At 65.2% G+C, this 26,096-nt stretch carries 20 protein-coding genes and 1 other RNA gene; 13 read left to right on the forward strand and 8 right to left on the reverse strand.

Annotation, left to right across the window (positions count from 1 at the left end; genetic code table 11):
* Positions 1–84 precede the first annotated feature (84 nt).
* From ACVIIV_RS02730 to ACVIIV_RS02750, 5 genes are all read left to right on the forward strand, one after another.
* Entirely contained in the window at positions 85–1,509 is a 1,425-nt protein-coding gene (locus tag ACVIIV_RS02730) for a methyl-accepting chemotaxis protein (protein WP_456742795.1), read from the forward strand.
* Between the two features lie 497 nt (positions 1,510–2,006).
* Entirely contained in the window at positions 2,007–3,134 is a 1,128-nt protein-coding gene (locus ACVIIV_RS02735) for an IS481 family transposase (protein WP_456742796.1), read from the forward strand.
* 401 nt (positions 3,135–3,535) lie between these two features.
* Positions 3,536–4,000 carry a (2Fe-2S)-binding protein gene (locus tag ACVIIV_RS02740; protein ID WP_456742797.1) on the forward strand — a complete coding sequence of 155 codons (465 nt, stop codon included), beginning with the start codon at positions 3,536–3,538 and terminating at the stop codon, positions 3,998–4,000.
* Positions 4,001–4,008: 8 nt separating this feature from the next.
* Positions 4,009–6,177 (forward strand): molybdopterin cofactor-binding domain-containing protein, encoded by a 2,169-nt coding sequence (locus ACVIIV_RS02745; protein WP_456742798.1) that lies wholly within the window; start codon positions 4,009–4,011, stop codon positions 6,175–6,177.
* Positions 6,174–7,517, forward strand: coding sequence for a c-type cytochrome (locus ACVIIV_RS02750; protein WP_456742799.1), 1,344 nt, complete (start codon positions 6,174–6,176; stop codon positions 7,515–7,517). Before ACVIIV_RS02745 ends, ACVIIV_RS02750 begins: the two co-directional genes overlap by 4 nt.
* A gap of 187 nt (positions 7,518–7,704) precedes the next feature.
* Here ACVIIV_RS02750 and ACVIIV_RS02755 read toward each other — a convergent pair whose 3' ends face one another.
* From ACVIIV_RS02755 to ACVIIV_RS02780, 6 genes are all read right to left on the reverse strand, one after another.
* Entirely contained in the window at positions 7,705–8,529 is an 825-nt protein-coding gene (locus tag ACVIIV_RS02755; RefSeq protein WP_456742800.1) for a TIGR00282 family metallophosphoesterase, read from the reverse strand.
* Positions 8,507–9,103: a 5-formyltetrahydrofolate cyclo-ligase gene (locus ACVIIV_RS02760; protein ID WP_456742801.1), complete on the reverse strand. Its 597-nt coding sequence runs from the start codon at positions 9,101–9,103 to the stop codon at positions 8,507–8,509. The genes ACVIIV_RS02755 and ACVIIV_RS02760 overlap by 23 nt, the downstream gene beginning before the upstream one ends.
* A gap of 214 nt (positions 9,104–9,317) precedes the next feature.
* A non-coding RNA gene (ssrS, locus tag ACVIIV_RS02765) (6S RNA) lies at positions 9,318–9,478 on the reverse strand.
* A gap of 94 nt (positions 9,479–9,572) precedes the next feature.
* Positions 9,573–10,655, reverse strand: a complete 1,083-nt coding sequence (locus ACVIIV_RS02770) for an ISAs1 family transposase (protein ID WP_456742802.1) — start codon at positions 10,653–10,655, stop codon at positions 9,573–9,575.
* Positions 10,656–10,808: 153 nt separating this feature from the next.
* Positions 10,809–11,192, reverse strand: coding sequence for a cell division protein ZapA (locus ACVIIV_RS02775; protein ID WP_212372419.1), 384 nt, complete (start codon positions 11,190–11,192; stop codon positions 10,809–10,811).
* The gene (locus tag ACVIIV_RS02780; RefSeq protein WP_020608063.1) at positions 11,189–11,509 is read right to left on the reverse strand and encodes a DUF4164 domain-containing protein; all 321 of its coding nucleotides are present in this window, start codon (positions 11,507–11,509) and stop codon (positions 11,189–11,191) included. The genes ACVIIV_RS02775 and ACVIIV_RS02780 overlap by 4 nt, the downstream gene beginning before the upstream one ends.
* Before the next feature lie 370 nt (positions 11,510–11,879).
* Between ACVIIV_RS02780 and tkt the strand changes: the two genes are divergently transcribed.
* From tkt to ACVIIV_RS02820, 8 genes are all read left to right on the forward strand, one after another.
* Complete coding sequence (gene tkt / locus ACVIIV_RS02785; protein WP_456742803.1) at positions 11,880–13,865, forward strand: transketolase; 1,986 nt, start codon at positions 11,880–11,882, stop codon at positions 13,863–13,865.
* Positions 13,866–14,014: 149 nt separating this feature from the next.
* Positions 14,015–15,022, forward strand: a complete 1,008-nt coding sequence (gene gap, locus ACVIIV_RS02790) for a type I glyceraldehyde-3-phosphate dehydrogenase (protein WP_456742804.1) — start codon at positions 14,015–14,017, stop codon at positions 15,020–15,022.
* Between the two features lie 137 nt (positions 15,023–15,159).
* Positions 15,160–16,356, forward strand: a complete 1,197-nt coding sequence (locus tag ACVIIV_RS02795) for a phosphoglycerate kinase (protein WP_456742805.1) — start codon at positions 15,160–15,162, stop codon at positions 16,354–16,356.
* Between the two features lie 52 nt (positions 16,357–16,408).
* Entirely contained in the window at positions 16,409–17,476 is a 1,068-nt protein-coding gene (gene fba, locus ACVIIV_RS02800) for a class II fructose-bisphosphate aldolase (RefSeq protein WP_456742806.1), read from the forward strand.
* Positions 17,477–17,747: 271 nt separating this feature from the next.
* A complete protein-coding gene (locus tag ACVIIV_RS02805) occupies positions 17,748–18,788 on the forward strand; it encodes a class I fructose-bisphosphate aldolase (protein WP_456742807.1) in 1,041 nt (346 codons plus the stop codon).
* Positions 18,789–18,791: 3 nt separating this feature from the next.
* Positions 18,792–19,481 carry a thiamine phosphate synthase gene (locus tag ACVIIV_RS02810; protein ID WP_456742808.1) on the forward strand — a complete coding sequence of 230 codons (690 nt, stop codon included), beginning with the start codon at positions 18,792–18,794 and terminating at the stop codon, positions 19,479–19,481.
* An 8-nt stretch (positions 19,482–19,489) separates the two neighbouring features.
* Positions 19,490–20,566, forward strand: a complete 1,077-nt coding sequence (locus tag ACVIIV_RS02815; RefSeq protein ID WP_456742809.1) for a tetratricopeptide repeat protein — start codon at positions 19,490–19,492, stop codon at positions 20,564–20,566.
* A gap of 84 nt (positions 20,567–20,650) precedes the next feature.
* The gene (locus ACVIIV_RS02820) at positions 20,651–21,442 is read left to right on the forward strand and encodes an inositol monophosphatase family protein (protein WP_456742810.1); all 792 of its coding nucleotides are present in this window, start codon (positions 20,651–20,653) and stop codon (positions 21,440–21,442) included.
* Between the two features lie 190 nt (positions 21,443–21,632).
* Here ACVIIV_RS02820 and ACVIIV_RS02825 read toward each other — a convergent pair whose 3' ends face one another.
* Both ACVIIV_RS02825 and ACVIIV_RS02830 read right to left on the reverse strand, forming a co-directional pair.
* Positions 21,633–24,794 carry a multidrug efflux RND transporter permease subunit gene (locus tag ACVIIV_RS02825; RefSeq protein WP_456742811.1) on the reverse strand — a complete coding sequence of 1,054 codons (3,162 nt, stop codon included), beginning with the start codon at positions 24,792–24,794 and terminating at the stop codon, positions 21,633–21,635.
* A 6-nt stretch (positions 24,795–24,800) separates the two neighbouring features.
* Positions 24,801–25,994, reverse strand: a complete 1,194-nt coding sequence (locus ACVIIV_RS02830) for an efflux RND transporter periplasmic adaptor subunit (protein WP_456742812.1) — start codon at positions 25,992–25,994, stop codon at positions 24,801–24,803.
* Between the last annotated feature and the right edge of the window lie 102 nt (positions 25,995–26,096).

Here is a 26,096-nt window from a genome sequence, read left to right on the forward strand (position 1 = left end):
CCGAATCATCCTCTAAGTCACAAACTCGGAATGGGAATGCCGCGGAGGGCCGGCGAACGGCTCTGACTGGAGGAAGCCCAAGACATGTCCGCCGCACAACTTGCAGTATTGGACACCGGATCCAACCGGACACTCGCCGAACGGCTGATCGACCAACTCGCCGACCGCATCGGCGGCCTTGGCGTAGAGCTCGCCGACATCGCTGGCAACGTCCAGGAAGTCGCGAACCGTGTCGCGAACCAGTCGGAGCGGTTCCATCGGCTCCAGAAGACGGCCGAGACGATGGTCTCGGCCAACCACGACATCGCCAATGCATCGCAGGCGGTGCAGACGACCACATCGGCGGCGGTCGGCGAGATCGCGCAGTCGCGCAGCGCCGTCGACACCGCGGTCAGCCATATCTCCGAGCTCGTCGCAGCCGTGGAGCGGATCGAGGCGCGCCTCAGCGCCGTCGGCTCGGCGCTGGCGCAGGTGGCGAAGGTATCAGGCTCGATCGAGGCGATCGCGAAGCAGACCAATCTGCTTGCGCTCAACGCCACCATCGAAGCGGCCCGCGCCGGCAACGCCGGCCGCGGCTTCGCGGTTGTCGCAAGCGAGGTCAAGAATCTGGCGGAAGCCACCCGCCAGGCCACGCACCAGATCTCGGATACCGTGCGCGATCTCGACGGCCAGATCGAAGGCCTGATCGGCGAGAGCAGCGACGCCTCGCAGCGCGCCAAGACCGCCGGCGAAGGCGCCCAGCAGATCTCCGGCATCATCTCGCGCGTCCAGCAGGGTTTTGCCTCGGTGGAAGCGGAGATCGACGGCGTCGCGCGCGCGGCGACCTCGAATCTCGGACACTGCGACACCGTCATCAGCGAGCTCAACGAACTCGCAAGAGGCGTCGACCTCTCCTCGCGCGATCTCAAGAGCGCCGACGAGCGCGTGGCGAAGCTGCTCGACACCTCCGAAGGCTTGATCGCGCTGATCGCGGACAGCGGCGTGGAGACGTCGGATGCGCCGCTGATCCGCGTCGTCGTCGACACCGCGAAGCGGATCTCGGCGGAATTCGAAGCTGCGATCGACCGCGGCGTCATCACGCTCGACCAGCTCATGGACGAGAACTACCGGGAAATCCCCCGCACCGATCCAAAGCAGTACAACACCGCTTACGTCGACTTCACCGATCGCGTGCTGCCCGCGATCCAGGACCCGATCCAGAAATCCGATCCCCGCATCGTGTTCTGCGTCGCCTGGGCCAAGGGCGGGTACCTGCCGACCCACAATCCGAACTACCGCCTGCCGCAGGGCAAGGACCCGGTCTGGAACAACGCTAATTGCCGCAACCGCCGCCTGTTCACCGACCGCGCGGTGAAGAAGGTCGCGACCAACACAAAGCCGTTCCTGCTGCAGACCTATCGCCGCGACATGGGCGGCGGGCAGTTCGTGCTGATGAAGGACCTGTCCTCGCCGATCGTGATCCGCGGCAGGCACTGGGGCGCCTTCCGGATGGGCTTTCGGCAGGGCTGACGGGTGCTCCTGCGGCCCTTGAATCAAAAACCTGAAAAACAACCCCATGCACAGTAGCCGGGGTGTGTGAAATCAATGGCTTGGGATGAACGCTAGCGGCCGGGCGCGGTTCACCTCTTCCCGACGGGGAGAGGTCGGATTGCTATGGCGCGCAATCGCGCGCCTGAGCAATCCGGGTGAGGGGCCGCAGCGCGCGGTGAGACCGTAACCCCTCACCCGGATCGCATCTTCGATGTGGTCCGACCTCTCCCTTCGGGAGAGATGATTCGAGTTCTGCGCGCACATCGGTGCGACCAACAGTTGCTCCGTCGGGCAAAACAGGAGCATAATGCTACAATTCCGAAATTGCCACGCTCCCTCTTCCCTTCTCCCCTTGTGGGAGAAGGTGGCATTAGTGTCCAGACCGGATAGATGGGTAACACAGTAGACCGGATGGATGGGTAACAGTTCTCTATCGGCTGGAGGATCAGCCGATGCCTTGGCGAGAGAGCTGTGCAATGGACCAGCGGATTAGCTTCATATCGGAACAGCGAACCGGCTTGTGGACGATGACGGAGCTTTGCGAGCGATACGAGATCAGCCGCAAGACCGGTTACAAATGGCTGGATCGTTACCGGTTGGAGGGACCTGGAGGACTTGCCGATCGCTCCCACGCCGCGCGGGTGCATGGGCGAGCGACGCCGCAGCACATTGTGGATGCGATCGTTGGGCTGCGGCTCGAGCGGCCGAGCTGGGGACCGCGCAAGATCGTCAGCAAGCTTGAGGCTCGCCAAGGGGATGTCGATTGGCCGTCGGCCTCGACGGCGGGCGAGATTCTCAAGCGGGCGGGACTGGTCAGCAGCCGTCGGGTCCGGCGACGAGCGCCGCCGCGTATGGGACAACTGACGGTGCCGCAGCATGCCAACCATGTATGGGCTCTCGATCACAAGGGCTGGATCCGGCTGGGCGACGGATCTCGCGTTGAGCCCTTCACGGTGACCGATGGCTTCAGCCGCTATTTGATTAGCCTGGCGGCGACGGGCAGCACGCAATATGCCGAGTGCCAACCGCTGCTGGAGCGGGCGTTTCGCGAGCACGGCTTGCCGCAGATCATCCGTTCCGACAACGGCTCGCCGTTCGCCTCAACCGGAACCACCGGTCTGACGGCGCTGTCGGTATGGTGGATCAAGCTTGGCATCAGTCATGAACGAATTGATCCTGGCCATCCGCAGCAGAACGGCCGACACGAGCGTTTTCACCTCACGCTTCTGGAAGCCATGCGGCCACCGCCGCCGACCAAGACCGCGCAAGCCCGCCGGTTCGCAGCATTTGTGCGCGACTACAACGAAGAACGGCCGCACGAGGCACTTGGGCAGCGTCCACCTGCCAGCGCCTACCACGCTTCTCCTCGTGCGATGCCAAGTCGGCTTCCGGAGCCGGATTATCCGGTCGAAGCGGCGGTGCGCCAGGTTCGCTCCAATGGCGAGATCAAATGGCGCGGCGATCTCATCCATCTCTGCAGCGCTCTCGCTGGGGAAACCGTTGCCGTGGAGGAAGCCGCTGACGGGCAATGGCAAGTACGTTTTCTTCAACGTGCCGATCGGCATCATCGACCAAAAAACATCAACGCTGCGGCGCTGCGCTAGCGCAGCGCCGCAGCGGACCGAACCATGAACGACTGTTACCCATCCATCCGGTCTGTTTTGTTACCCATCCATCCGCTGGACAGCAATGTCGGCCGCCCGACTTTCCCAATCGCACGAATTTCGTCATCGCATGATTTTGCGCGTTCGCACGACGATCTGCGGCGGTCGATGACGCACGCAATGAAAATGCGCCAAAACATGACGCTTATCATATCAAATAGCCCAAAACGCTGGCAGCGATCGCCGCACAAATTCGTGAACGTCATGGTCTGCCGCTTCAACCGCGCAAATATGCATTGCTGCGAATTTGGGAGCTTCATCGTTTCGCATCGATATGATTATGGTCGCGCAAAATTCGTCGACGTGATCGCCGCAGGCGGTCGTCGAGCAAGGGAATGCATATGGCAACTGTTCTCACCATCAACGGCGAAACGAAATCCTTCGACGCACCACCTGACATGCCGTTGCTGTGGGTGTTGCGCGACATCCTCGGCATGACCGGCACCAAGTTCGGCTGCGGCATCGCGCAATGCGGCGCCTGCACCGTGCATGTCGACGGCAAGGCTGTACGCTCCTGCGTGCTGCCGGTCAGCGCCGTCGCGAACCGCGCCATCACCACCATCGAACATGTCGGCAGCACGCCTGCGGGCGCGAAGGTGCAGAAGGCCTGGCTCGAGGCCGAAGTGATCCAGTGCGGGTACTGCCAGTCCGGCCAGATCATGGCAGCCGCGGCGCTGCTGGCGGCAACGCCGAATCCGGATGATTCCGACATCGACGCCGCGATGGCCGGCAACATCTGCCGCTGCGGCACCTATGTGCGCATCCGCGAGGCCATCAAGCACGCGGCCAACGGCCGGCAGTCGTGAGGTCCGCCATGAATGCACATCACAGCGTCTCCCGCCGCGCGTTGCTGACGGGCGGTCTCGCAGGCGGCTTTCTGCTCGCCTTCCATCTGCCGCTGCGCGCTGCCGTCAACGAGCCGGTGCAGCCGCGCGATACGACCGAAGGCAAGTTCGCGCCCAACGCCTTCATCCGCATCGACGCGACCGGCCGCACCGTGCTGATGATGCCGCAGGTCGAGATGGGCCAGGGCACCTATACCTCGATCTCCGCGGTGCTCGCTGAGGAGTTGGATGCCGACTGGAGCAAGGTCGAGGTGCAGCACGCCCCGCCGAACGACAAGCTCTACGGCAATCCGACCTTCGGCTTGCAAGTCACCGGCAATTCCAACTCGATCCGCGCCTGGTGGCTGCCGCTGCGAAAGGCCGGCGCCACCGCGCGCGCCATGCTGGTGCAGGCGGCGGCCAGCCAGTGGGGCGTCGAGCCTGCAAGCTGCACCGCGTCGAAGGGCGAGGTCGCTCATGCCGCGAGCGGCCGCAAGCTCGGCTATGGCGAATTGGCGCTTGCCGCGCAGGGCCAGACGCCACCGAAGGACGTCGCAGTCAAGGATCCCCGGGATTTCATCCTCATCGGCCAGCCGTTGAAGCGGCTCGACACGCCGGACAAGGTCAACGGCAAGGCCGTCTACGGCATCGACGCGATCCTGCCCGGCATGAAGTTCGCGACCGTCGCCGCCTGCCCCGTGTTCGGCGGCAAGGTCGGCAAGGTCGACGACAGCGCCGCGATAAAACTCCCCGGCGTGCGCAAGGTCGTGGTGCTCGAGGACATGGTTGCTGTGATCGGCGATCACATGTGGGCGGCGAAGAAGGGTCTCGAAGCGCTCAAGATCGAGTGGAACGAGGGGCCGAACGCTGAGATCACCACCAAGGATATCTGGGAGGATCTGCGCAAGGCCAGCCAGAAAGACGGCGCGGTCGCCAAGTCAGACGGCGACATCGCCAAGGCGCTGGCGAGCGGCGACAAGTTCGAGGCGGCCTACGAGCTGCCGTTCCTGGCGCACGCCTCGATGGAGCCGATCAACGCCACCGTTCACGTGAAGCCCGACTCCTGCGAGATCTGGACCGGTACGCAGATCATGACGCGCGTGCAATCGGAGGCAGCGAAGGCGGCGGGCCTGCCGATCGACAAGGTGATCGTCAACAACCATCTGCTCGGCGGCGGCTTCGGCCGCAAGCTCGAGCCGGACATGGTCGTCGCGGCGGTCAAGATCGCCAAGCAGGTGGACTATCCCGTGAAGGTGGTATGGACCCGCGAGGAGGATATCCAGCACGACGTCTACCGCCCGGTCTATCGCGACCAGATCACGGCGTCGCTGGTCGACGGCAAGGTCTCGGGGTGGAAGTACAAGGTCGCCGGCTCCGCCGTGCTGGCGCGCTGGCTGCCGCCGGCGTTCCAGAAGGGCATCGACATCGACGCGGTCGACGCCGCGGTCGATGCGCCCTACGACTTCGCCAATTTCCACGTCGAGTATGTCCGCGCCGAACCGCTGTCGGTGCCGACAGGCTTCTGGCGCGGCGTCGGCCCGAACAACAACGTGTTCGCGGTCGAGTGCGCGATGGACGAGCTTGCCCGCAAGGCCGGCAAGGACCCGATCGAGTTCCGCAAGTCGATGCTGACCAAGAACCCGCGCATGCTCGCGGTGCTCAACCAGGTCGCGGAGAAATCCGGCTGGGGTCAGAAGCTGCCTCCGCGCGTCGGCCGCGGCGTCTGCGTGCAGCCGTCATTCGCAAGCTTCATCGCGACTGTGGTGGAGGCCGAGATCGACCATGTCGGCGAGATCGCGCTCCGCCGCATCACCTCGGTGGTCGACACCGGCATCGCGGTCAACCCCGACACGGTGAAGGCGCAGATCGAGGGCGGGCTGATCTTCGGCCTCACCGCCGCGCTCTATGGCGAGATCACCATCGACAGAGGCCGCGTGCAGCAGTCGAACTTCCACGACTACCGCATGATGCGCATCAACGAGACGCCGAAGATCGAGGTAATCGTCGTCAAGAGCGGCGAAGCGCCCGGGGGCATCGGCGAAGCCGGCGTCAATGCCGGACCGCCCGCGCTGCGCAACGCGATTTACGCGGCAACCGGCGTGGCGCTGCGGCGCTTACCCGTCGATCGAAAACTGCTGGCTGCGGGGAAGAAGGCATGAGCGGCAAGATGCGTATCCTCACCAGTCTCGTCGTGATCGCCATCGTCGCAGTGGCGCTCGGAATCTTCATCATCCGCGGGCCCGGCCCGCTCGACTTCGCCGGCGGCACCAAGGTGGCCCTGGCGGATTACCGCGCCGGCAAGCCGACCGGCGTGCCGGCCAAGCTGGAGAAAGCTGGCATCGTCGAACGCGGCGAATATCTGGCCAAGGCGGCCGACTGCATGGTCTGCCACACCAAGCCGGGCGAGAAGGACTATGCCGGCGGGCTTGCCTTCAAGCTGCCGTTCGGCACGCTCTATTCGACCAACATCACGCCGGACAAGGAGACCGGCATCGGCAATTACACCGACCAGGATTTCCTGAACGCGGTCCAGCACGGCAAGCGCCGTGACGGCGCGCGGCTCTATCCGGCGATGCCGTACACGTCCTACACCTTCATGACCGACGAGGACGTGCTGGCGGTGAAGGCCTATCTGTTCAGCCTGCCAGCGGTGCACGCCAAGGCGCCCCACAACACGCTGTCGTTCCCGTTCAACCAGCGCTGGGCGATGATGTTCTGGTCGGCGGTGTTCAACCCGGACACCCGCTTTGCACCGGATACGTCGAAGAGCCCTGAGTGGAATCGTGGCGCTTATCTCGCCGAGGCGCTGGCGCATTGCGGCGAATGCCACACCCCGCGCAATCTCGGCTTCGCGCTGGATAACCGCAGGAAGTTCGCCGGCGCGATCACGGCGGGCTGGCGCGCCTTCAACATCTCCTCCGACAAGGCGACAGGTCTCGGCAGCTGGAGCGATGCGGATCTGATCTCGTATCTGTCGCTCGGCCACGCGCCGGGCCATGGCTCGGCCTCGGGCCCGATGGGTGAAGCGGTCGATCACAGTTTTAGCCAGTTCGCCCCCGAGGACATCAGCAGCATCGTTGCTTACCTGCGCAGCGTGCCGCCGCAGCCCTCGCCCGACCTGCCGGCCACCACGGCGCCTGTCGCCCCCGCCTCTCACCGCGACGGCGTCACGGCGGACGTGCGCGGCAAGAAGGTGTTCGCCAGCGCCTGCGCCAGCTGCCATGGCTGGAGCGGCGAGAGCCCGGTCTCGCCGATGGCGACGCTGACCGGCACCTGGGCCGTCAACGACCCCGCCGCCACCAACGTCGCGCAGATCGTGATCTCGGGCACCAAGCGCCATACGCCCGACGGTGCGCTGTCGATGCCGGCGTTCGGCAGCGCGTACACCGACGACGAGATCGCGGCTGTGGCGAATTATGTCACGGCGCGATTCGGCGCGAAGGGCTCGAAGCTGACGGCGAAGGACGTGGCGGAGCTGCGGGAGCAGACGGCGGAGTAGCACACCGCGATTGACGCGCGGTCGCGCGCCAATCTCTGCTGTCGTCCCGGACAAGCGAAGCGCAATCCGGGACCCATACGCCGCAGCAATAGTTTTGCGAAGACTCGGAGTGACCAGCTTCGCGCAACAACTACTCCCTGGGGTTATGGGTCCCGGCCTTCGCCGGGACGACACCGAGCTTGTAGAACTAGCTCAACCAGAATTTCGGCGTCGCCGGCTCCAGCCGACCGCCGATGCGCACTGGCGCAATCTTCAGCGCAAGGCCCGTTGCGTCGTCCGTCTCCACGGCGACGGCGCTGAGCGTTGCAGCGCCTGCTGCCGGCTCGAAACGCCCTGACGGAATTCCCGTGGTGAACCGGCGCAGCGGCTCTTCCTTCTGCATGCCGATGATGGAATCGTAGTCGCCAGTCATGCCGGCATCGGTCATGTAGGCGGTGCCGCCTGAGAGAATCTGGTGGTCGGCGGTCGGCACATGTGTGTGGGTGCCGACGACGAGGCTGGCGCGGCCGTCGCAGAAGAAGCCGATGCCCTGCTTCTCGCTGGACGCCTCGCAATGGAAATCGACCACGATGGCGTCCGCGGCAACGCCGAGTGGACAGGCGCCGAGCTCGCGCTCGAGCGCGGCGAAGGGATCGTCGAACGGGGTCATGAAGACCCGGCCGAGCGCGTTGACGACGAGCGCATGCTTGCCGTTCTTGGTCTCGACCAAGGCGGCGCCGCGGCCGGGCGTGCCGCGCGGATAGTTCGCCGGACGCACCAGGCGGTCGGCGCGTTCGATGAAGACAAGCGCCTCGCGCTGGTCCCAGGAGTGATTGCCGAGCGTCACCGCATCGGCGCCTGCCTCGATGAACTCCCGGTAGATCGCTTCCGTGATGCCGAAGCCGCCTGCCGAATTCTCGCCGTTGACGACGACGAAATCGAGCGACCAGTCCCTGACCATGCCGGGCAGATATTCGGCGACGGCCTCGCGCCCGCTACGACCGACGACATCACCCACGAAGAGAATGCGCAACTTCAGAACTCCGGAAATCGAACACGTCCGATTCCGTTAGCACATAATCCAGCGCGACGTCGTGCGATAGTGCCGGAACCGCCTCGATCTCCTGCGCTGCAAACGCGAGGCCGATGCCGACGATGTGCTTGGTCTTGCGCAAATGCGCGAAGGTGAAATCGTAATGGCCCGCGCCATAGCCGATGCGATGGCCGAGGCGGTCGAAGGCGGCGAGCGGCGTCAGCATGATGTCGGGGATCACCTCGGCCGCTGCCGGCGACGGCTCGGGAATGCCGAGCGGGCCGAGCATCAGGCGATCCCTCGGGTGGAAGACGCGGAAGATCAGCGACTGGCCGCGCGCGGTGACGCAAGGCAGCGCCAGCTTGGCGCCCTCCTCGGCGAGCTTCGTGAGCAGCGGCATCGGATCGATCTCGCTGCGGATCGGCGAATAGCCGGAGACGATGCTGCCGGGCAGCAGCTCGAACGGCAGCCCGCGCTTGCCGAGCTTTGCGGCGGCTGCCGTGCGCTTCTTCTCGCTCAGTGCGTCGCGCTTGGCGAGGGCTTTGGCACGGAGCTCGGCTTTGGAGTTGGACATGCGCGTTTTCCCCGAAGGCGAAGTCTTGCTCCGCCGTCCTCACCCGCCTTGTGCGCGATTGCGCGCACTGGAGCGGGTGATCCAGTATTCCAGAGACGCCAGTGCTAGACCTCTACGCTGCGGCGTACTGGATGCCCCGCCTGCGCGGGGCATGACACCGGAATAGAACCGCAAGCGTGTCGGGGACGCAATTCGACAGAGCAGAAGAAAACAGTGCGAAGCCGCGTACGCCGTTGAAGCACTCGATCCCGGAGTTCCCTACGAAAGTAGGTGGGCACCATATGTCCGGGCCCACGGGCCCGGCCAGGGACAGTTCCCTAAAGGATCGATAAGGCCCCGGGGATATATGGCTCCTGACGCACGTCGCAGCCTCGCGCAGCCAATGTAACAACGATACTGACGAATCGCCAGCCCGGCGCTGCAGCGCTTTCGCAGCCCTCACAGTGCCACCCTCCCCCTGGAGGTAGGGCTATCGCATATGGGCGAGAGTGGAGAGAAGGAAGTCGTTATTCCATCTGGCCTGGAGCATTTTGTGGCTGATGCGCGCGGGACCGGGCGTTGCCTGCAGGGCATTGATGGCCAGCTTGCGAATAAGAGCGAGATTTTCCGCAGCGTGATCCTTGCGGCTGCGGCAGGCGTCCTCGTCGAACAGAACGTCGAGAACCCAGTGCAGGTTGTTCTCGATGCTCCAGTGGGCGCGCACGGCCTCGAGCAGCTTTTTGGCCGACAGCAGGCGCGAGGCCAGGAAATATCGGACCGTATGCTTGGCGGTCTTGCCCGAGTTGGCGCGCCAACTGTCGATGCGGCCGACGGCGGCGATAGCAGGGAAGTCGTATTGCTTCGCCAACTGTGGCGCCGGCGCGATGATGGCCTGCCGGCGTTCGATGCGGCCGTGGGCGGTGGCCCTTCGTTGACTCGCTCGCGCAGCCTTTCGGGCTGTGTCGACCAGCGTCTTGGCGGCCTTGAAGAGCCGGCCACGATTGCTCTTGATGGCCAACACGTAGTGCCCCTTCCGGTCGCGGATGGCTTGCGCGGTATCGGGCCGGCAATGCAAGGCGTCGGCGGTGACAAGAGCTCCGTCCAGATCGAGCAGCGCGAGGACTTCGAGAGCTCCAGCAACCTCGTTGCGATTGGGGGCCTTCCGCTGAGCCAACGCCATACGCGTGCCGGCCGCCCAGACGTTGACCATATGCAGCGGCGTGGCCTGCCGGCCACGCGCGAAGGCTCCGCGCAGAGCCTTGCCGTCGATGCTGACCACGCCCTCGATGCCGAAGCTCTTGCTGAACTTGCGCAAAACCGCTTCCAGACCTTTCGGGTCCAGCGCACGGAAGACGTTGCTGAACGTATCGTGGCTCGGAATACCGTGCCTAAGCTCCAGGAATCGCCGCAACAGTTCCTCGCGGCCTTGGCCGAAGAACTCGAACTCGGTGCAGGTCTTGGCGCCAGCCAGCGTAGCCGCCAATGCAATGACAAGGATATCCACCAGATCGTGTCGGCTGTTGCTGGCGCGCGGATCCTTGAGCGGTCGAAACAGGCGCTTGAGCTTGCGCATTTAGGGCTCCCTCGGGAATCGAGAGACACCCAAAGAATCCAGTTCCAGCCGCTTGGCAACACCCCGCCAACGCCATATGCGATTCCCCTACCCCTGGAGGGGAGGGTAAGGGGCGTGATCACATCGAGCAAACCAGCCGCGATACGTGGACGCTTACCCGATCGCGATTCCGTTGCCGACGGTGCGGTTCAGCACCTGGGTCGACTTCTCGATGCGTTCGGCGGCGGCGTTCAGCGCATTCACCACGGCGGTCTGCGTCATCCTTGCGCGCTCGACGGCGGCGTTGCGGAAATCCCGAAGCTCGGTCAACTCCTGCTCGAGGGTCCGGACACGGTTGCCGGTGTCGATCAATTCGTCGCACACGGTCAGCGCCGCCATCACCGTCAGACGCGCATCGCCGATCTCGCCGAACTTTCCGCGCAGCGACTGGATGCGTGTCTCCAGGGTTTCGGCGAGCTTGAGCAGCCGCACCTCCTGGCCCTCCTCGCAGGCCATGCGGTATTGCCGGCCATTGATGGTGACGTTGATGTGGCTCATCCGTCCTCTCCGGTATCGAGCACCGAGCGTATCGTGACGATCGCGGAATCCAGCCGGTCGGAAATCTCGCGATTGGTGCGCTCGAGCTTGCGCGCCTTCACCAGCGCGCCGTCGAGCTCGTCGGCAAGTCGCGACCGGTCTGCGCCCAATGCCTGGATTCGCGCCGCGAGCTCGTTCTCGTCGCGATCGGCATCGCGCCGCCGCTCCACCGCGCTTTCGAGCGCATCGAGCGCCGCCATGAGCCTGCGAGTCGCAATCTCGATCTCGACGGCGGATGACTCCGTCATGGCGGAACTGTTGGAGACGCGATCGTTCATGCAGTCAGCGGCGGAACCTGGCGGCCTTTGCCCAGTGGCCTTTCCCTGGAGCTTGCCGTCCGGCAAAAGACTCGGTTCGGCAAGCGGTTAGAAGCAGAAATTTACGTGGCAAGCTAGCCAAGCGCAACGCCGCCGCAAAACTATGCACCGATCAATCGGGAAGACGTCGTGCTGCCTCTCAATTCCCCCGGCACGATCCCGGCGGAAAACCGATCTCCACACAGGCAACTTTTACGGCCAAACCGGCGTTTGATTGCCTTGGCCTGCCGGAACCGAGGTGCTATCCCAGCCCCGACCCCTTCAGTGGCCGCCAGGCTCCTCCCGCGCGGGCATACATCGCCAAGCGCCTCTTTTCAGACGGATTTCAGACATGACGCAGGTCGATCACTCCGGTATGGCCAACGCGATCCGCGGCCTTTCGATGGACGCTGTCGAGAAGGCGAAATCGGGCCATCCCGGCCTGCCGATGGGTGCCGCCGACATTGCCACGGTGCTGTTCACGCAGTTCCTGAAATTCGATGCCGCCGCGCCCGCCTGGCCGGACCGCGACCGCTTCGTGCTGTCGGCCGGCCACGGCTCGATGCTGCTCTATTCGCTGCTGTACCTGACCGGCAATACCGAGATGACGCTGGATCAGATCAAGCAGTTCCGGCAGGTCGATTCGCTCACCCCGGGACACCCCGAGAACTTCCGCACCAATGGCATCGAGACCACGACCGGGCCGCTCGGCCAGGGCATCTCGACCGCAGTCGGCATGGCACTGGCCGAGAAGATGCTCGCCGCCGAGTTCGGCAAGAAGATCGTCGACCACCATACCTATGTGCTCGCTTCCGACGGCGACCTGATGGAAGGCGTGTCGCAGGAAGCGATCGCGATGGCCGGGCACTGGAAGCTCAACAAGCTGATCGTGCTCTACGACGACAACGGCATCTCGATCGACGGCCCGACTTCGATCTCGGATTCCGTCGACCAGGTGAAGCGCTTCAAGTCGGCGGGCTGGGCTGCCGAGAAGATCGACGGCCAGGACAAGGCCGCCATTGCCGACGCGATCACGCGCGCGAAGAAATCGAACAAGCCGACGCTGATCGCCTGCCGCACCACCATCGGCTTCGGCGCGCCGCACAAGGCCGGCACTGCGAAGGTGCATGGCGAGGCGCTCGGGGCCGACGAGCTCAAGGCGGCCAAGGAAAATCTCGGCATCTCGCTCGAGCCGTTCTCAGTTCCTGACGACGTGCTGAAGGCGTGGCGCGCGGCCGGCAGCCGCGGCGCAGCGGCACGGCAGGAATGGGAAGCACGGCTCGGTGAGCTCGGCAGCCGCAAGCGCGCCGAGTTCGAGCGGCGTCTGCGCCATGAGCGTCCGGCGTCGCTTGCAAAGGCGCTGCGCGCGCACAAGAAGGAGCTGATCGAGAAACCGCTGACGGCGGCGACGCGCAAATCATCGGAGGCCGCGATCGAGGCGATCGCCGCCGCGATGCCGATGGAATTCCTGGCGGGCTCGGCCGACCTCACCGGCTCCAACAACAACAAGGCGAAATCGGCGACCGCCTTCTCGGCCAAGACGCCGAAGGGCCGCTTCATCCATTACGGCATTCGCGAGCACGGCATGGCCGCCGCGATGAACGGCATCTTCCTGCACGGCGGCTTTGCGCCGAACGGCGCGACCTTCCTGGTGTTCACCGACTATGCGCGTCCTGCGATGCGCCTTGCCGCGCTGATGGGCGCCGGCGTCGTCTACGTCATGACCCACGATTCCATCGGTCTCGGCGAGGACGGCCCGACCCATCAGCCGGTCGAGCATCTCGCCGCGCTTCGCGCCATCCCGAACATGCGCGTGTTCCGTCCGTGCGATGCCATCGAGGTCGCAGAATGCTGGGAGCTCGCGCTCAACCGCGTGGACGGACCGACCGTGCTGGCGCTGACGCGGCAGAACCTGCCGCAGCTGCGGACCACCGCACCGAACGACAATCCTTGTGCGGCCGGCGCCTATGAGCTGGTCGCTGCCCAGGGCGAAGCCAAGGTGACGCTGTTCGCTTCCGGCTCCGAGGTCGAGATCGCGGTCGCGGCCCAAAAGCAGCTCGCGGAACGCGGCATCGCGTCACGGGTTGTCTCTGTTCCCTCACTCGAGCTGTTGTTAGCGCAACCAGAGGCGAAACGCGCCGCCATCATCGGCAACGCGCCGGTCAAGATTGCGATCGAGGCCGCCGTGCGCTGGGGCTGGGATGCCGTGATCGGCCAGGATGGCGAATTCATCGGCATGCATTCCTTCGGCGAAAGCGGTCCTGCCAAGGAGCTCTACAAGCATTTCGGCATTACCGCCGAGGCCGCAGTTAACGCTGTGCTGAAGCGCGTTTCCTGAGAGTTGAGCTTGCCGCAAAAAAGGACTACCTAATCTCCCATATGATCAAGCACCGCCCGGCCGAACCGGGCGTCCGCCCCTAAAAAACCCTCGCAGGCGCGTAATAGCGCGTTGTGCGGGATGACAACGGTCATTGAAGGAGACGAAACATGGCAGTCCGCGTCGGAATTAACGGTTTTGGCCGCATCGGCCGCAACGTCCTGCGGGCTATCGCCGAGTCAGGCCGCAAGGACATCGAGGTCGTCGGCATCAACGATCTCGGCCCGGTCGAGACCAACGCCCATCTGCTCCGTTTCGACAGCGTCCATGGCCGCTTCCCCGGCACCGTCACCGTCGATGGCGACTCGATCAGCCTCGGCAATAGCAAGATCAAGGTGACCGCCGAGCGCGATCCCGCGAAGCTGCCGTGGAAGGATCTCGGCGTCGACATCGCGCTGGAATGCACGGGCATCTTCACCTCGAAGGACAAGGCCTCCGCACATCTGACCGCCGGCGCCAAGCGCGTGCTGGTCTCCGCGCCCGCCGACGGCGCCGACGCCACCATCGTCTACGGCGTCAACCACGAGACGCTGACCAAGGACCACCTGGTCGTCTCCAACGGAAGCTGCACCACCAACTGCCTCGCGCCGGTCGCCAAGGTGCTGAACGACCTCGTCGGCATCGAGACCGGCTTCATGACCACGATCCACGCCTATACCGGCGACCAGCCGACGCTGGACACCTTGCACAAGGATCTCTACCGCGGCCGCGCCGCGGCGATGTCGATGATCCCGACCTCGACCGGTGCCGCCAAGGCCATCGGCCTCGTGCTGCCGGAACTGAAGGGCAAGCTCGATGGCGTCGCGATCCGCGTGCCGACGCCGAACGTCTCGGTCGTCGACCTCAAGATCGTCGCCAAGCGCGCCACCGACGCCAAGGAGATCAACGCGGCGATGAAGCGCGCCAGCGAGCAGCAGCTCAAGGGCATCCTCGGCTACACCAGCGCGCCGAACGTCTCGATCGACTTCAACCACGACCCGCACTCCTCGACCTTCCACGAGGACCAGACCAAGGTGCAGAACGGCACGCTGGTGCGCGTGATGTCCTGGTACGACAACGAGTGGGGCTTCTCGAACCGCATGGCGGACACCGCCGTCGCGATCGCGAAGGTGATCTAAGCAAGATCTCGTGTCCCGGACGCGGTGCAGCGCGCTTGCGCTGCTCCGCAGAGCCGGGACCCATCTCCCGCGTAGGTCCCGGTTCTGCACAGCGGCACTTCGCGCCGCAGTGCGCCCGGGACAAGAGAGAGTGTCCCATGGCGAACAAATTCCGCACCCTCGACGACGTCGACGTGAAGGGCAAGCGCGTGCTGCTGCGCGTCGATCTGAACGTGCCCATGGAGAGCGGGCGCGTCACCGATGCGACGCGGCTCGAGCGCGTCGCGCCGACCATCACCGAACTTTCGGACAAGGGCGGCAAGGTCATCCTGCTCGCGCATTTCGGCCGGCCCAAGGGGCGGGATGCCAAGGAGTCGCTCAAGCCCGTGGCCGAGGCACTGTCGAAGGTGGTGAAGAAGCCCGTCGCCTTCGCGGACGATTGCATCGGCGAGCCTGCGGCCAAAGCCGTGGCGGCGTTGAACGACGGCGACATTCTCTGCCTGGAAAACACCCGCTTCCACAAGGAAGAGGAAAAGAACGATCCCGCCTTCGTCGCGGAGCTCGCAAAGCTCGGCGACATCTGGGTCAGCGACGCGTTCTCGGCCGCGCACCGCGCCCACGCCTCGACCGAAGGACTCGGCCACAAGCTGCCGGCCTATGCCGGCCGCACCATGCAGGCCGAGCTCGATGCGCTGGAGAAGGCGCTGGGGTCGCCGACCAAGCCCGTCATCGCCATCATCGGCGGCGCAAAGGTCTCGACCAAGATCGACCTCTTGGAAAACCTCGTGACCAAGGTCGACGCGCTCGTGATCGGCGGCGGCATGGCCAACACCTTCCTGCACGCGCAGGGCGTCGCGGTCGGCAAGTCGCTGGCCGAAAAAGACCTCGCGCCGACCGCGCTGCGCATCATGGAGAAGGCGGAAGCCGCCAATTGCGCCATCATCCTCCCCGTGGACGCAACCGTCGCCTATCACTTCGCGGCCAACGCGCCGTCGCATGCCTATGGGCTGGATGCGATCCCGGCCGACGGCATGATCCTCGACGTCGGCCCGCAATCGGTGGCGCGCGTCCACGCCGCGATCGACGACGCCGCAACCTTGGTCTGGAACGGACCGCTCGGGGCGTTCGAGATGCAGCCGTTCGACCGCGGCACGGTCGCGGCCGCCAAGCACGCCGCCGAGCGCACCAAGGCCAAGAAGCTGATCTCGATCGCGGGCGGCGGCGACACCGTCGCGGCGCTCAACCAGGCCCATGTGGCCGGTGACTTCACCTATGTGTCGACCGCCGGTGGCGCGTTCCTTGAATGGATGGAAGGCAAGCCCCTGCCCGGCGTCGAAGTTCTGCGTATCAAGTAATCAAGCGGCCTTTCAAATCAGCCTTGCAGGCCCCAACGGGAGAAAAAGACAGATGGCTCGGATCACGTTACGTCAACTGCTCGACCACGCGGCGGAGAACGATTACGGCGTACCGGCCTTCAACATCAACAACATGGAGCAAGCGCTGGCGATCATGGACGCGGCCAACCAGGTCGATGCGCCCGTCATCATCCAGGCCTCGCGCGGCGCGCGCTCCTACGCCAACGACGTCATGCTCAAGCACATGATGGACGCCGTGACCGAGATCTACCCGCACATTCCGGTCTGCGTGCATCTCGACCACGGCAACGAGCCGGCGACCTGCATGACCGCGATCCAGGCCGGCTTCACCTCGGTGATGATGGACGGCTCGCTCAAGGCCGACGGCAAGACGCCGGGCGACTGGGGCTACAATGTCGGCGTCACCAAGACCGTGACCGACATGGCCCATCTCGGCGGCATCTCGGTGGAAGGCGAGTTAGGCGTGCTCGGCTCGCTCGAAACCGGCATGGGCGACAAGGAAGACGGCCACGGCGCCGAAGGCAAGCTCAGCCACGACCAGCTCCTGACCAATCCGGACGAGGCCGTGAAGTTCGTCAAGGAGACCAAGGTCGACGCACTCGCGATCGCGATGGGCACCTCGCATGGTGCTTACAAATTTACCCGCAAGCCCGACGGCGACATCCTCGCCATGAACGTGATCGAGGAGATCCACCGCAAGCTGCCGAACACGCATCTCGTCATGCACGGCTCCTCCTCGGTGCCGCAGGAGCTGCAGGACATCATCAACGCCTATGGCGGCAAGATGAAGCCGACCTGGGGCGTGCCTGTCGCCGAAATCCAGCGCGGCATCAAGAACGGCGTGCGCAAGATCAACATCGACACCGACAACCGCATGGCCATGACCGGCCAGATCCGGAAAGTGCTGAAGGACAGCCCGGAAGAGTTCGATCCGCGCAAATATTTGAAGCCGGCGATGGAAGCGATGACCAAGCTGTGCAAGCAGCGGCTGCAGGAGTTCAATACCGCGGGGCAAGCGTCCAAGATCAAGAAGGTGCTGACCACCGCCGAGATGGCCAAGCGCTACGCCAAGGGCGAGCTGGATCCGAAGGTGGCGTGATCTCCCTCCCTCTCCCCGTTCTTACGGGGAGAGGGTCGGGGTGAGGGGCTCTCTCCGCGAGTTGTGCCCTATCGATAGACCTGTACCCCCTCACCCGGATCGCGCCGGACGATGCTTCGCATCGCCGGGGGCGATCCGACCTCTCCCCGCAGGCGGGGAGAGGTAAACAAGACCTCCCCCCTTTACCCTGCGACGAACGTTAACTCGGCAATTGCCCGAGAACGGTCTATTTTCACGGGCAAGGGCAGAATCGTTTTGGGAGGACCTCTCGATGAATCTGACTGAGCTCAACAGGATCGCGACCGCCATGGTCGTATCAGGCAAGGGCATCCTTGCCGCCGACGAATCCTCCGGCACCATCAAGAAGCGCTTTGACGCCATCGGCGTGGAATCGACGGAAGAGAACCGCCGCGACTATCGCGAGATGCTGTTTCGCTCCAAGGATGCCATGAGCCAATACATCTCCGGCGTGATCCTCTATGACGAGACGATCTGGCAGGATGCCAAGGACGGCACGCCGCTGATCAAGCTGATCGAACAGAGCGGCGCCATTCCCGGCATCAAGGTCGACGAGGGCACGCAAGCCCTGCCGATGTGCCCCGGCGAGCTCGTCACCATCGGGCTCGACAAGCTCGCCGAACGGTTGAAGAAATACTATGAGCGCGGCGCGCGCTTTGCCAAATGGCGGGCGGTGATCGACATCGGCAGCGGCACTGACGGCCGGGGCATCCCCTCGATGACCGCGATCAGCGTCAACGCCCACGCGCTGGCGCGCTATGCCGCGCTGTGCCAGGCTGCGCAGATCGTGCCGATCGTCGAGCCGGAGGTGCTGATGGACGGCGACCACGACATCGATCGCTGCTATGACGTGACGCAACGCGTGCTCGACAAGACGTTCCAGGAGCTGCGCGTCCAGCGCGTCGCGCTCGAGGGCATGGTGCTGAAGCCGAACATGGCCATCTCAGGTAAGAAGTGCGCAAAGCAGGCGTCCGTGGAGGAAGTCGCGGAGAAGACGATACGGCTGCTGAAGGCCTGCGTGCCCGCAGCCGTGCCTGGTATCGCCTTCCTCTCCGGCGGCCAGTCGGACGAGGAGGCAACCGCCCATCTCAACGCCATGCACAAGCTCGGTCCGCTGCCCTGGGGCCTGACCTTCTCCTACGGCCGCGCGCTGCAGGCCGCGCCGCAGAAGGCCTGGTCCGGCAAGGCCGAGAATGTCGCGGCCGGCCAGCGCGCCTTCAGCCATCGCGCGCGGATGAACGGCCTTGCGTCCAAGGGCGAATGGCAAAGCAGCCTGGAACAGAAGGCAGCCTAGACCTTGTCGAACAAGCCGCCTCCGCCGCGCCCGGCGCCGCGTCTCTACCTCGCAACGCCCGTGGTCGATGATCCCGCTCCGCTCGTCGCCGAGCTGCCGGGCCTGCTCGCCTCCGCCGACGTCGCCGCCGTGCTGCTGCGGCTGCAGGAGACCGATCAGCGCACCATGATCTCGCGCATCAAGGCATTGGCGCCGCCGGTGCAGAAGGCAGGCGCAGCACTCCTCGTCGACGGCCATCCTGAAATCGTCGCACGCGGCGGCGCCGACGGCGCACACCTCACGGGCGTTGCAGCGCTGGAAGAGGCCGCCCCCTCGCTCAAGCCCGATCGCATCGTCGGCGTCGGGGGGCTTGCCACGCGCCACGATTCCATGAGCGCGGGCGAGATGGGCGCCGATTATGTGCTGTTCGGCGAGCCCGACAAGAAGGGCCAACGGCCGTCATCCCAGGCCATCGCCGAACGGCTGGACTGGTGGGCCGAACTGTTCGAGCCGCCCTGCATCGGCTTTGCCACTTCGCTGGACGAGGCGCACGATTTCGCCGCCAGCGGCGCCGATTTCGTGCTGGTCGGCGACTTCATCTGGGCCGATCCGCGCGGGCCCAAGACCGCTCTGATCGAAGTCGATGCTGCGATCAAGAAGGCCCATGCGACGGCGGCGGCTGGCCAGAATCCTGCGAGTCAGGAGCACGGCTAGCGCCCGACATGAAGCTCCCAGGCATCACCATGCTAGCCACGCTGCTGCTCACGGCGCCCGCGGCCGCGCAGCTCCAGATCACCCCGCCGGCCACGACGCCGAGCGCATCCGCCGAAAAACAGAAGCCGAAGCCGCACACGATCACCAAGAAGAAGGAGGCCGCGCCCGCGCCGAAACCTTCGGCCTCCCCCAAGCCGTCCCCCTCGCCCAAGCCGGCCGCGACCGTGATCCCCGCGCCGCCGACCGACGATCCCAACGTCGATTTGGTGTTCGGCGCCTATCAGCGCGGCCAGTACAAGACCGCGTTCGAGCTCGCCACCGCCCGCGCACAAGCCGGCGATCCCAAGGCGATGACCATGCTCGGCGAGCTCTATTCCAACGCCATGGGCATCCGGCGCGACTACGCCAAGGCGGCCGAATGGTACAAGCGCGCTGCGGACGCCGGCGATCGCGAGGCGATGTTCGCGCTCGCCATGCTGCGCATCTCGGGTCGTGGCGGCCCGGTCGACAAGAACGAGGCGGTCAAGCTGATGGCCTCCGCCGCCAAGCTCGGCGAGCCCAAGGCGGCCTATAACCTCGCCTTGCTCTATCTGGACGGCCAGACACTGCCGCAGGACGTCCGGCGCTCCGCTGAACTGCTGCGCCAGGCCGCCGATGCAGGCCTGCCCGAGGCGCAATACGCGCTCGCGACCTTCTACAAGGAAGGCACCGGTGTGCCGAAGGACCCGGAACGCGCGGTGCGGCTGCTTCAGGCCGCCTCGCTCGCCGACAATGTCGATGCCGAGGTCGAATATGCGATCGCGATGTTCAACGGCAACGGCACGCCGAAGAACCAGCCGGCTGCTGTCGCATTGCTCCGCAAGGCGTCCCGCCAGGGCAGCGCGATCGCGCAGAACCGGCTGGCATGGGTGCTGATCAACGGCGTGGGCACATCCATGGACAAGGTCGAAGGCTTCAAATGGCACCTGGTGGCCAAAACCACCGGCAAAGGCGACCCTGAGCTCGACAAGCAATTGTCCGAACTGCCGGCCGAGGAGCGGGCCAAGGCGGAGGCCGCCGCCAGGAAGTGGCTCGGGACCAAATGACTTGACGCGGGCCCCCTCACGGGGCACCCAGTCCCTCAAACAGGCGTGTTTCTGCGCCCATCCCCCCGATCAAGTCCAGAGCTCATGCTGTATTCAGCCACTATCAACGTCATGGTCAAGGCCGCGCGCCGCGCCGGCCGCAGCCTCAAGCGCGATCTCGGCGAGATCGAGCATCTCCAGGTCTCGCTGAAGGGGCCGGCGAATTTCGTCTCGCTCGCCGACAAGCGCGCCGAGGAGATCCTCTACCAGGACCTCGCCAAGGCCCGGCCCGGCTACGGCTTCATCGGCGAGGAAGGCGGCACCCGCGAGGGCACCGACAAGAGCCACACCTGGATCGTCGATCCGCTCGACGGCACCACCAACTTCCTGCACGGCATCCCGCAATTCGCGATCTCGATCGGCCTCGCCCGCGAGGGCACGGTGATCGCCGGCGTGATCTATAATCCCGCCAATGACGAGCTCTACATCGCCGAGCGCGGCAAGGGTGCGTTCCTCAACGATCAGCGCCTGCGCGTCGCCGGCCGCCGCCAGCTGAACGAATGCGTGGTCGCCTGCGGCCTGCCCCATATCGGCCGCGGCGACCACGAGGAATTCCGCCGCGAGATGACCGCGATCCAGGACCGCGTCGCAGGCCTCCGCCGCTTCGGCGCCGCCTCCCTCGACCTCGCCTTCGTCGCCGCCGGCCGTCTCGACGGCTACTGGGAGCGGAATCTGTCGCCCTGGGACATCGCGGCCGGGCAGATCATGGTCAAGGAAGCGGGCGGCACCGTGAGCGACATCGACACGCCCGGTGATGCGCTGACGAATGGGCACGTCGTCTGCGGCAACGAGTTCGTGCACGGAGAGCTGGTGAAGATTCTGCGGAAGGCGGCGTAAGGCACGGCCACAGCGGCGGTCCGCTCCCTCGCCCCGCTTGCGGGGAGAGGGTTGGGGTGAGGGGGAGTCTCCACGAGGACGGTGAGAGTTCGACTCGCGGAGAGTCCCCCTCACCCGGATCGCATCTGCGATGCGATCCGGCCTCTCCCCGCAAGCGGGGAGAGGCGAAGAAGGCAACAGCCGATGCGGCTCAATGACTCGTGTGCGCTCGCGCCGGCGGCCCGTAGGCCTCACCTTCCCTTGCCGGCGCCGGCTCGCGATCCCCGCCCAGCACGCGCTGCACTGAGACGAAGAACACCGGCACCATCAAGAGCGCCAGGATCACCACTGCGATCATGCCGCCCATCACCACGCTGCCGAGCGCTTGCTGGCTGGCGCCGCCGGCGCCGTGCGCGATCGCCATCGGCAGCACGCCGCAGATGAAGGCAAGGCCGGTCATCAGGATCGGGCGGAAGCGCAGGCGGCAGGCCTCGATGGTGGCTTCCACCAGCGGCTTGCCCTCTTTCCGCAGATCCTTGGCGAATTCGATGATCAGGATCGCGTCCTTGGCCGCAAGACCGATGATGGTGATCAGGCCGACGGTGAAATAGACGTCGTTGGGCAGGTTCCGCAGCGTCGCTGCGGCGACGGCGCCGACGATGCCGAGCGGCACGGTGAGCAGCACCGCGAGCGGGATGGTCCAGCTCTCGTAGAGTGCGGCCAGGCACAGGAACACCACGAATACCGACAGCGCCAGCAGGAACGGCGCCTGCGAGCCCGAGAGCTTCTCCTGGAGCGACTGCCCGGTCCATTCATAGCCGAAGCCGCGCGGCAATCTGTCGGCGAGCCGCTCCATCTCGGCGATCGCATCGCCCGACGTGAAGCCGGGCCTCGCTTCGCCGGAGATGCGCACCGCCGGATAATAGTTGAAGCCGGCGATCTGCGTCGGCCCGCGCGCCCATTCCACCGTGGCAAAGGACGAGAACGGCACCAGCTGACCGCGGCTGTTCTTGACGTTGTAATTGAGGATGTCCTCGGTCCGCATGCGGTCGCGCGCGTCCGCCTGCACCACGACGCGCTGCATGCGGCCGCGGTTCGGGAAGTCGTTGATGTAGTTCGAGCCGAGATTGGTCGAGATCGTGTTGTTGATGTCCTCGAAGGTGACGCCGAAGGCGCCGGCCTTCTCGCGGTCGATCATGAGATTGACCACGCCCGCCTCGGGCAGGCCTTCGATATAGACCTTCTGCAGCACCGGACTCGCATTGGCCTCCGCGATCAGCTGATCCGCGGCACGCATCAATTGCTGGTAACCCTTCTGGCCGCGGTCCTGGAGGCGGAACGAGAAGCCGGAGGAGTTGCCGAGATTGTCGATCGGCGGCGGCTGCAGCGCCGAGATTTTTGCGTCGCGGATCGACGAGCCCAGGTCGCGGTTGACGTCGTTGACGATCGCGGCGGCGGAGTCCTTGGGCCCGCGCTCCGACCAGTCCTTCAGGGTGATGAAGGCCTGCGCGGTGTTCATGCCCTGGCCGGAGAAGCTGAAGCCGGTGAGGAAGGTGACGTTGTCGACTCCCGGCCGCCGCGCCAGGTATTTTTCCACCTTCTCGATCACGGCCTCGGTGCGGGCGTAGGACGAATCCGACGGCGTCTGCACGTCGGTGGTGATGAAGCCCTGGTCGTCGACGGGCAGGAAGCCGCCGGGCAGATTGACGAAGGCCCAGGACAGGCCGACCAGCAGCGCGGCATAGACCAGCATCAGGCGGCCGGTGCGCTTCAGCGAGAAGCCGACGGTGCTGGAATAGCGCTCCTTGCCGCCTTCGAGCATGCGGTTGAACCAGCCGAACACGCCTCTCTTCGCGTGACCATGACCGGCCTCGACGGGCTTGAGCAGGGTCGCACACAGCGCCGGCGTCAACGACAGCGCGAGGAAGGCGGAGAAGCCGATCGCCGCAACCATGGTGACCGAGAACTGACGGTAGATGATGCCGACCGAGCCCGGGAAGAACGCCATCGGCACGAACACGGCCATCAGCACCAGGGTGATGCCGATGATGGCGCCGGTGATCTGCGACATGGCCTTCCGCGTCGCTTCCTTCGGCGGCAGGCCTTCCTCGGCCATGATGCGCTCGACGTTCTCGACCACGACGATGGCGTCGTCGACGAGGATGCCGACCGCGAGCACCATGCCGAACATCGAGAGCATGTTGATGGAGTAGCCGGCGAGCAGCAGCGTGGAACAGGCACCCAGCAGCGCCACCGGCACCACGATGGTCGGAATGATGGTGTAGCGGATGTTCTGGAGGAACAGGAACATCACCACGAACACCAGCACCACGGCCTCGACCAGTGTCGACAGCACCTTCTTGATCGAGGCCTCGACCACGGGCGTGATGTTGTAGGGGATCTCATAGGTGATGTTGGCCGGGAAGAAGCGCGACAGCTCCTTCATCTTGGCTTCGACGGCGCTCGCGGTCGCCAGCGCATTGCCGGTCGGCGACATCAGCACCGAAAGACCGGCGGTCGGCTTGCCGTCGAGGCGGGTGTTGAACTGGTAGCTGAGGCCGCCGACCTCGATGCGCGCGACGTCGCGCAGGCGCACGGTCGAGCCGTCGGCATTGGCGCGCAGGATGATGGCGCCGAACTCGTCCGGGGACGACAGCTGACCCTTGACCAACACCAGCGCGGAGGTCCGCTGGCTCGACGTCGACGGCTCGGCGCCGATGCTGCCGGAGGCCACCTGCGCGTTCTGCGCGGCGATCGCCTTGTTGATGTCGTCGGCGGTCAGCCCATAGCCGACGAGCTTGGCCGGATCGACCCAGACGCGAAGTGAGCGCTCGGTCGAATACAGCGTGGCGCGGCCGACGCCGGGAATGCGACGGATCTCGCCGAGAACGTTGCGGATCATGAAGTCGCCGAGGCCGACCTCATCCAAGCTGCCGTCGGTCGAGTTCAGCGTGATGATCTGAAGCACCGCGCTGGAAGCTTCCTCGATCAGGATGCCCTGTTGCATCACCGCGCGCGGCAGGCGCGCCTCGACGCGCTTGATGCGGTTCTGCACCTCGACCGAGGCGGCGCTGGTATCGGTGCCCGGCTGGAAGTTGGCGATGATTTCGACCTGGCCGAGCGAGTCGCTGGTCGATTCGAAATTGAGGATGTTGGCGGCGCCGTTGAGCTCCTCCTCGATCAGCCGCGTGACGCTGTTGTAGAGGTTTTCCGGCGAGGCGCCGGGATAGCTGGTCGAGACCGAGATCGAGGGCGGCGCGATGATCGGATATTGCGCGATCGGCAGCAGCGGCACCGCGATCGCACCGATCAAGCAGATGAACAGCGCGACCACCCAGGCGAAGATCGGCCTGTCGATGAAGAAACTCGGCATAGCGCGTTACCGCGTGAGCTGCTGGGCGTGCCGGTTGTCCGCGGTCGCGTCCGCCTCCGACCAGGATTGCGGCTTGACCTTGTCGCCGGCCGCGAACTTCTGGAACCCTTCGACCACGACCTTGTCGCCGGCCTTCAGGCCTTCGGTGACGAACCAGAGCCCGTCCTGCACCGAGCCGGTGCGCACCGCCTGCACCGCGATGTGGTTGTCGTCCTTGACGACGAACACCTCGCTGCCGCCGCCGCCATTGCGCTGGATCGCCTGCTGCGGCACCGCGATCGCATCGGAATCGAGACCCTGGTCGATGCGGACCCGGACATACATGCCCGGCAGCAGCTCGCGCTTGGGATTGGGGAACTCGCCGCGCAACGTCACCTGCCCAGTGTGGGCATCGACCTTGGCGTCGGAGAACAGCAGCTTGCCGTCGAGCGAATAGATGGTGTTGTCGTCGAGCACGAGGCGCACCTTGGCGGCATCGGCGGCGATGCGCTCGAGGTCGCCGCTCTCGAAGGCACGGCGGAGCTGGTTGAGCTCGGTCACCGACTGGGTGAAGTCGGCATAGATCGGATCGAGCTGCTGGATTGTGGCGAGATTGGTCTCGTTCTGCACGGCGAGCGCCCCCTCGCTGACCAGCGCCGCACCGACCACGCCGTCGATCGGCGCGCGCACGGTGGCAAAGTCGAGATTGAGTTTTGCCCGCGCGAGCTCGGCCTTGCGGCCTTCGACCTCGGCATAAGCCTGGCGTTCGGCTGCAATCGCCTTCTCGTTCTCGGCTTCGGGGGCAGCGCGATCCTTGGTGAGGGTGGCGATACGATGCGCCTGCTGCTTGGCCTGCATCAATGCTGCTTCGGCCTTGGCAAGCGCGGCCTCGTTGGCCATCACCTCGACCTCGAACGGACGCGGATCGATACGGTAGAGCGGATCGCCCGCCTTCACCTCGCTGCCCTGGCGGAACAGGCGTTCCACCACGATACCGGAGACGCGCGGCCGCACGTCGGAAACACGCGTCGGCGCGATGCGGCCCGGCAGCTCGCGCACCACGGCGCGCGACTGCGGCTTGACGATCACGATGCTGACGTCAGGGTCCGACGGAGGCGCGGCGGAAACTGCGGAACTAGACTCGTCGCAGCCTGCCAACAGCGGCGCTAGGGCCGCGAGCATCATTGCAACGCATGCCGATCGCGCACGAAGTCCTGACATGAAGTGGGGTGCCCCGATATTGTTGATACTGCTCATTGCTCGCGCGAGGCCCTTTCTGGACCTTTTACACGCGACTGATGCCGTCAAAATAGAATGCACCTG

Source organism: Bradyrhizobium sp. USDA 4354, from assembly GCF_054060315.1.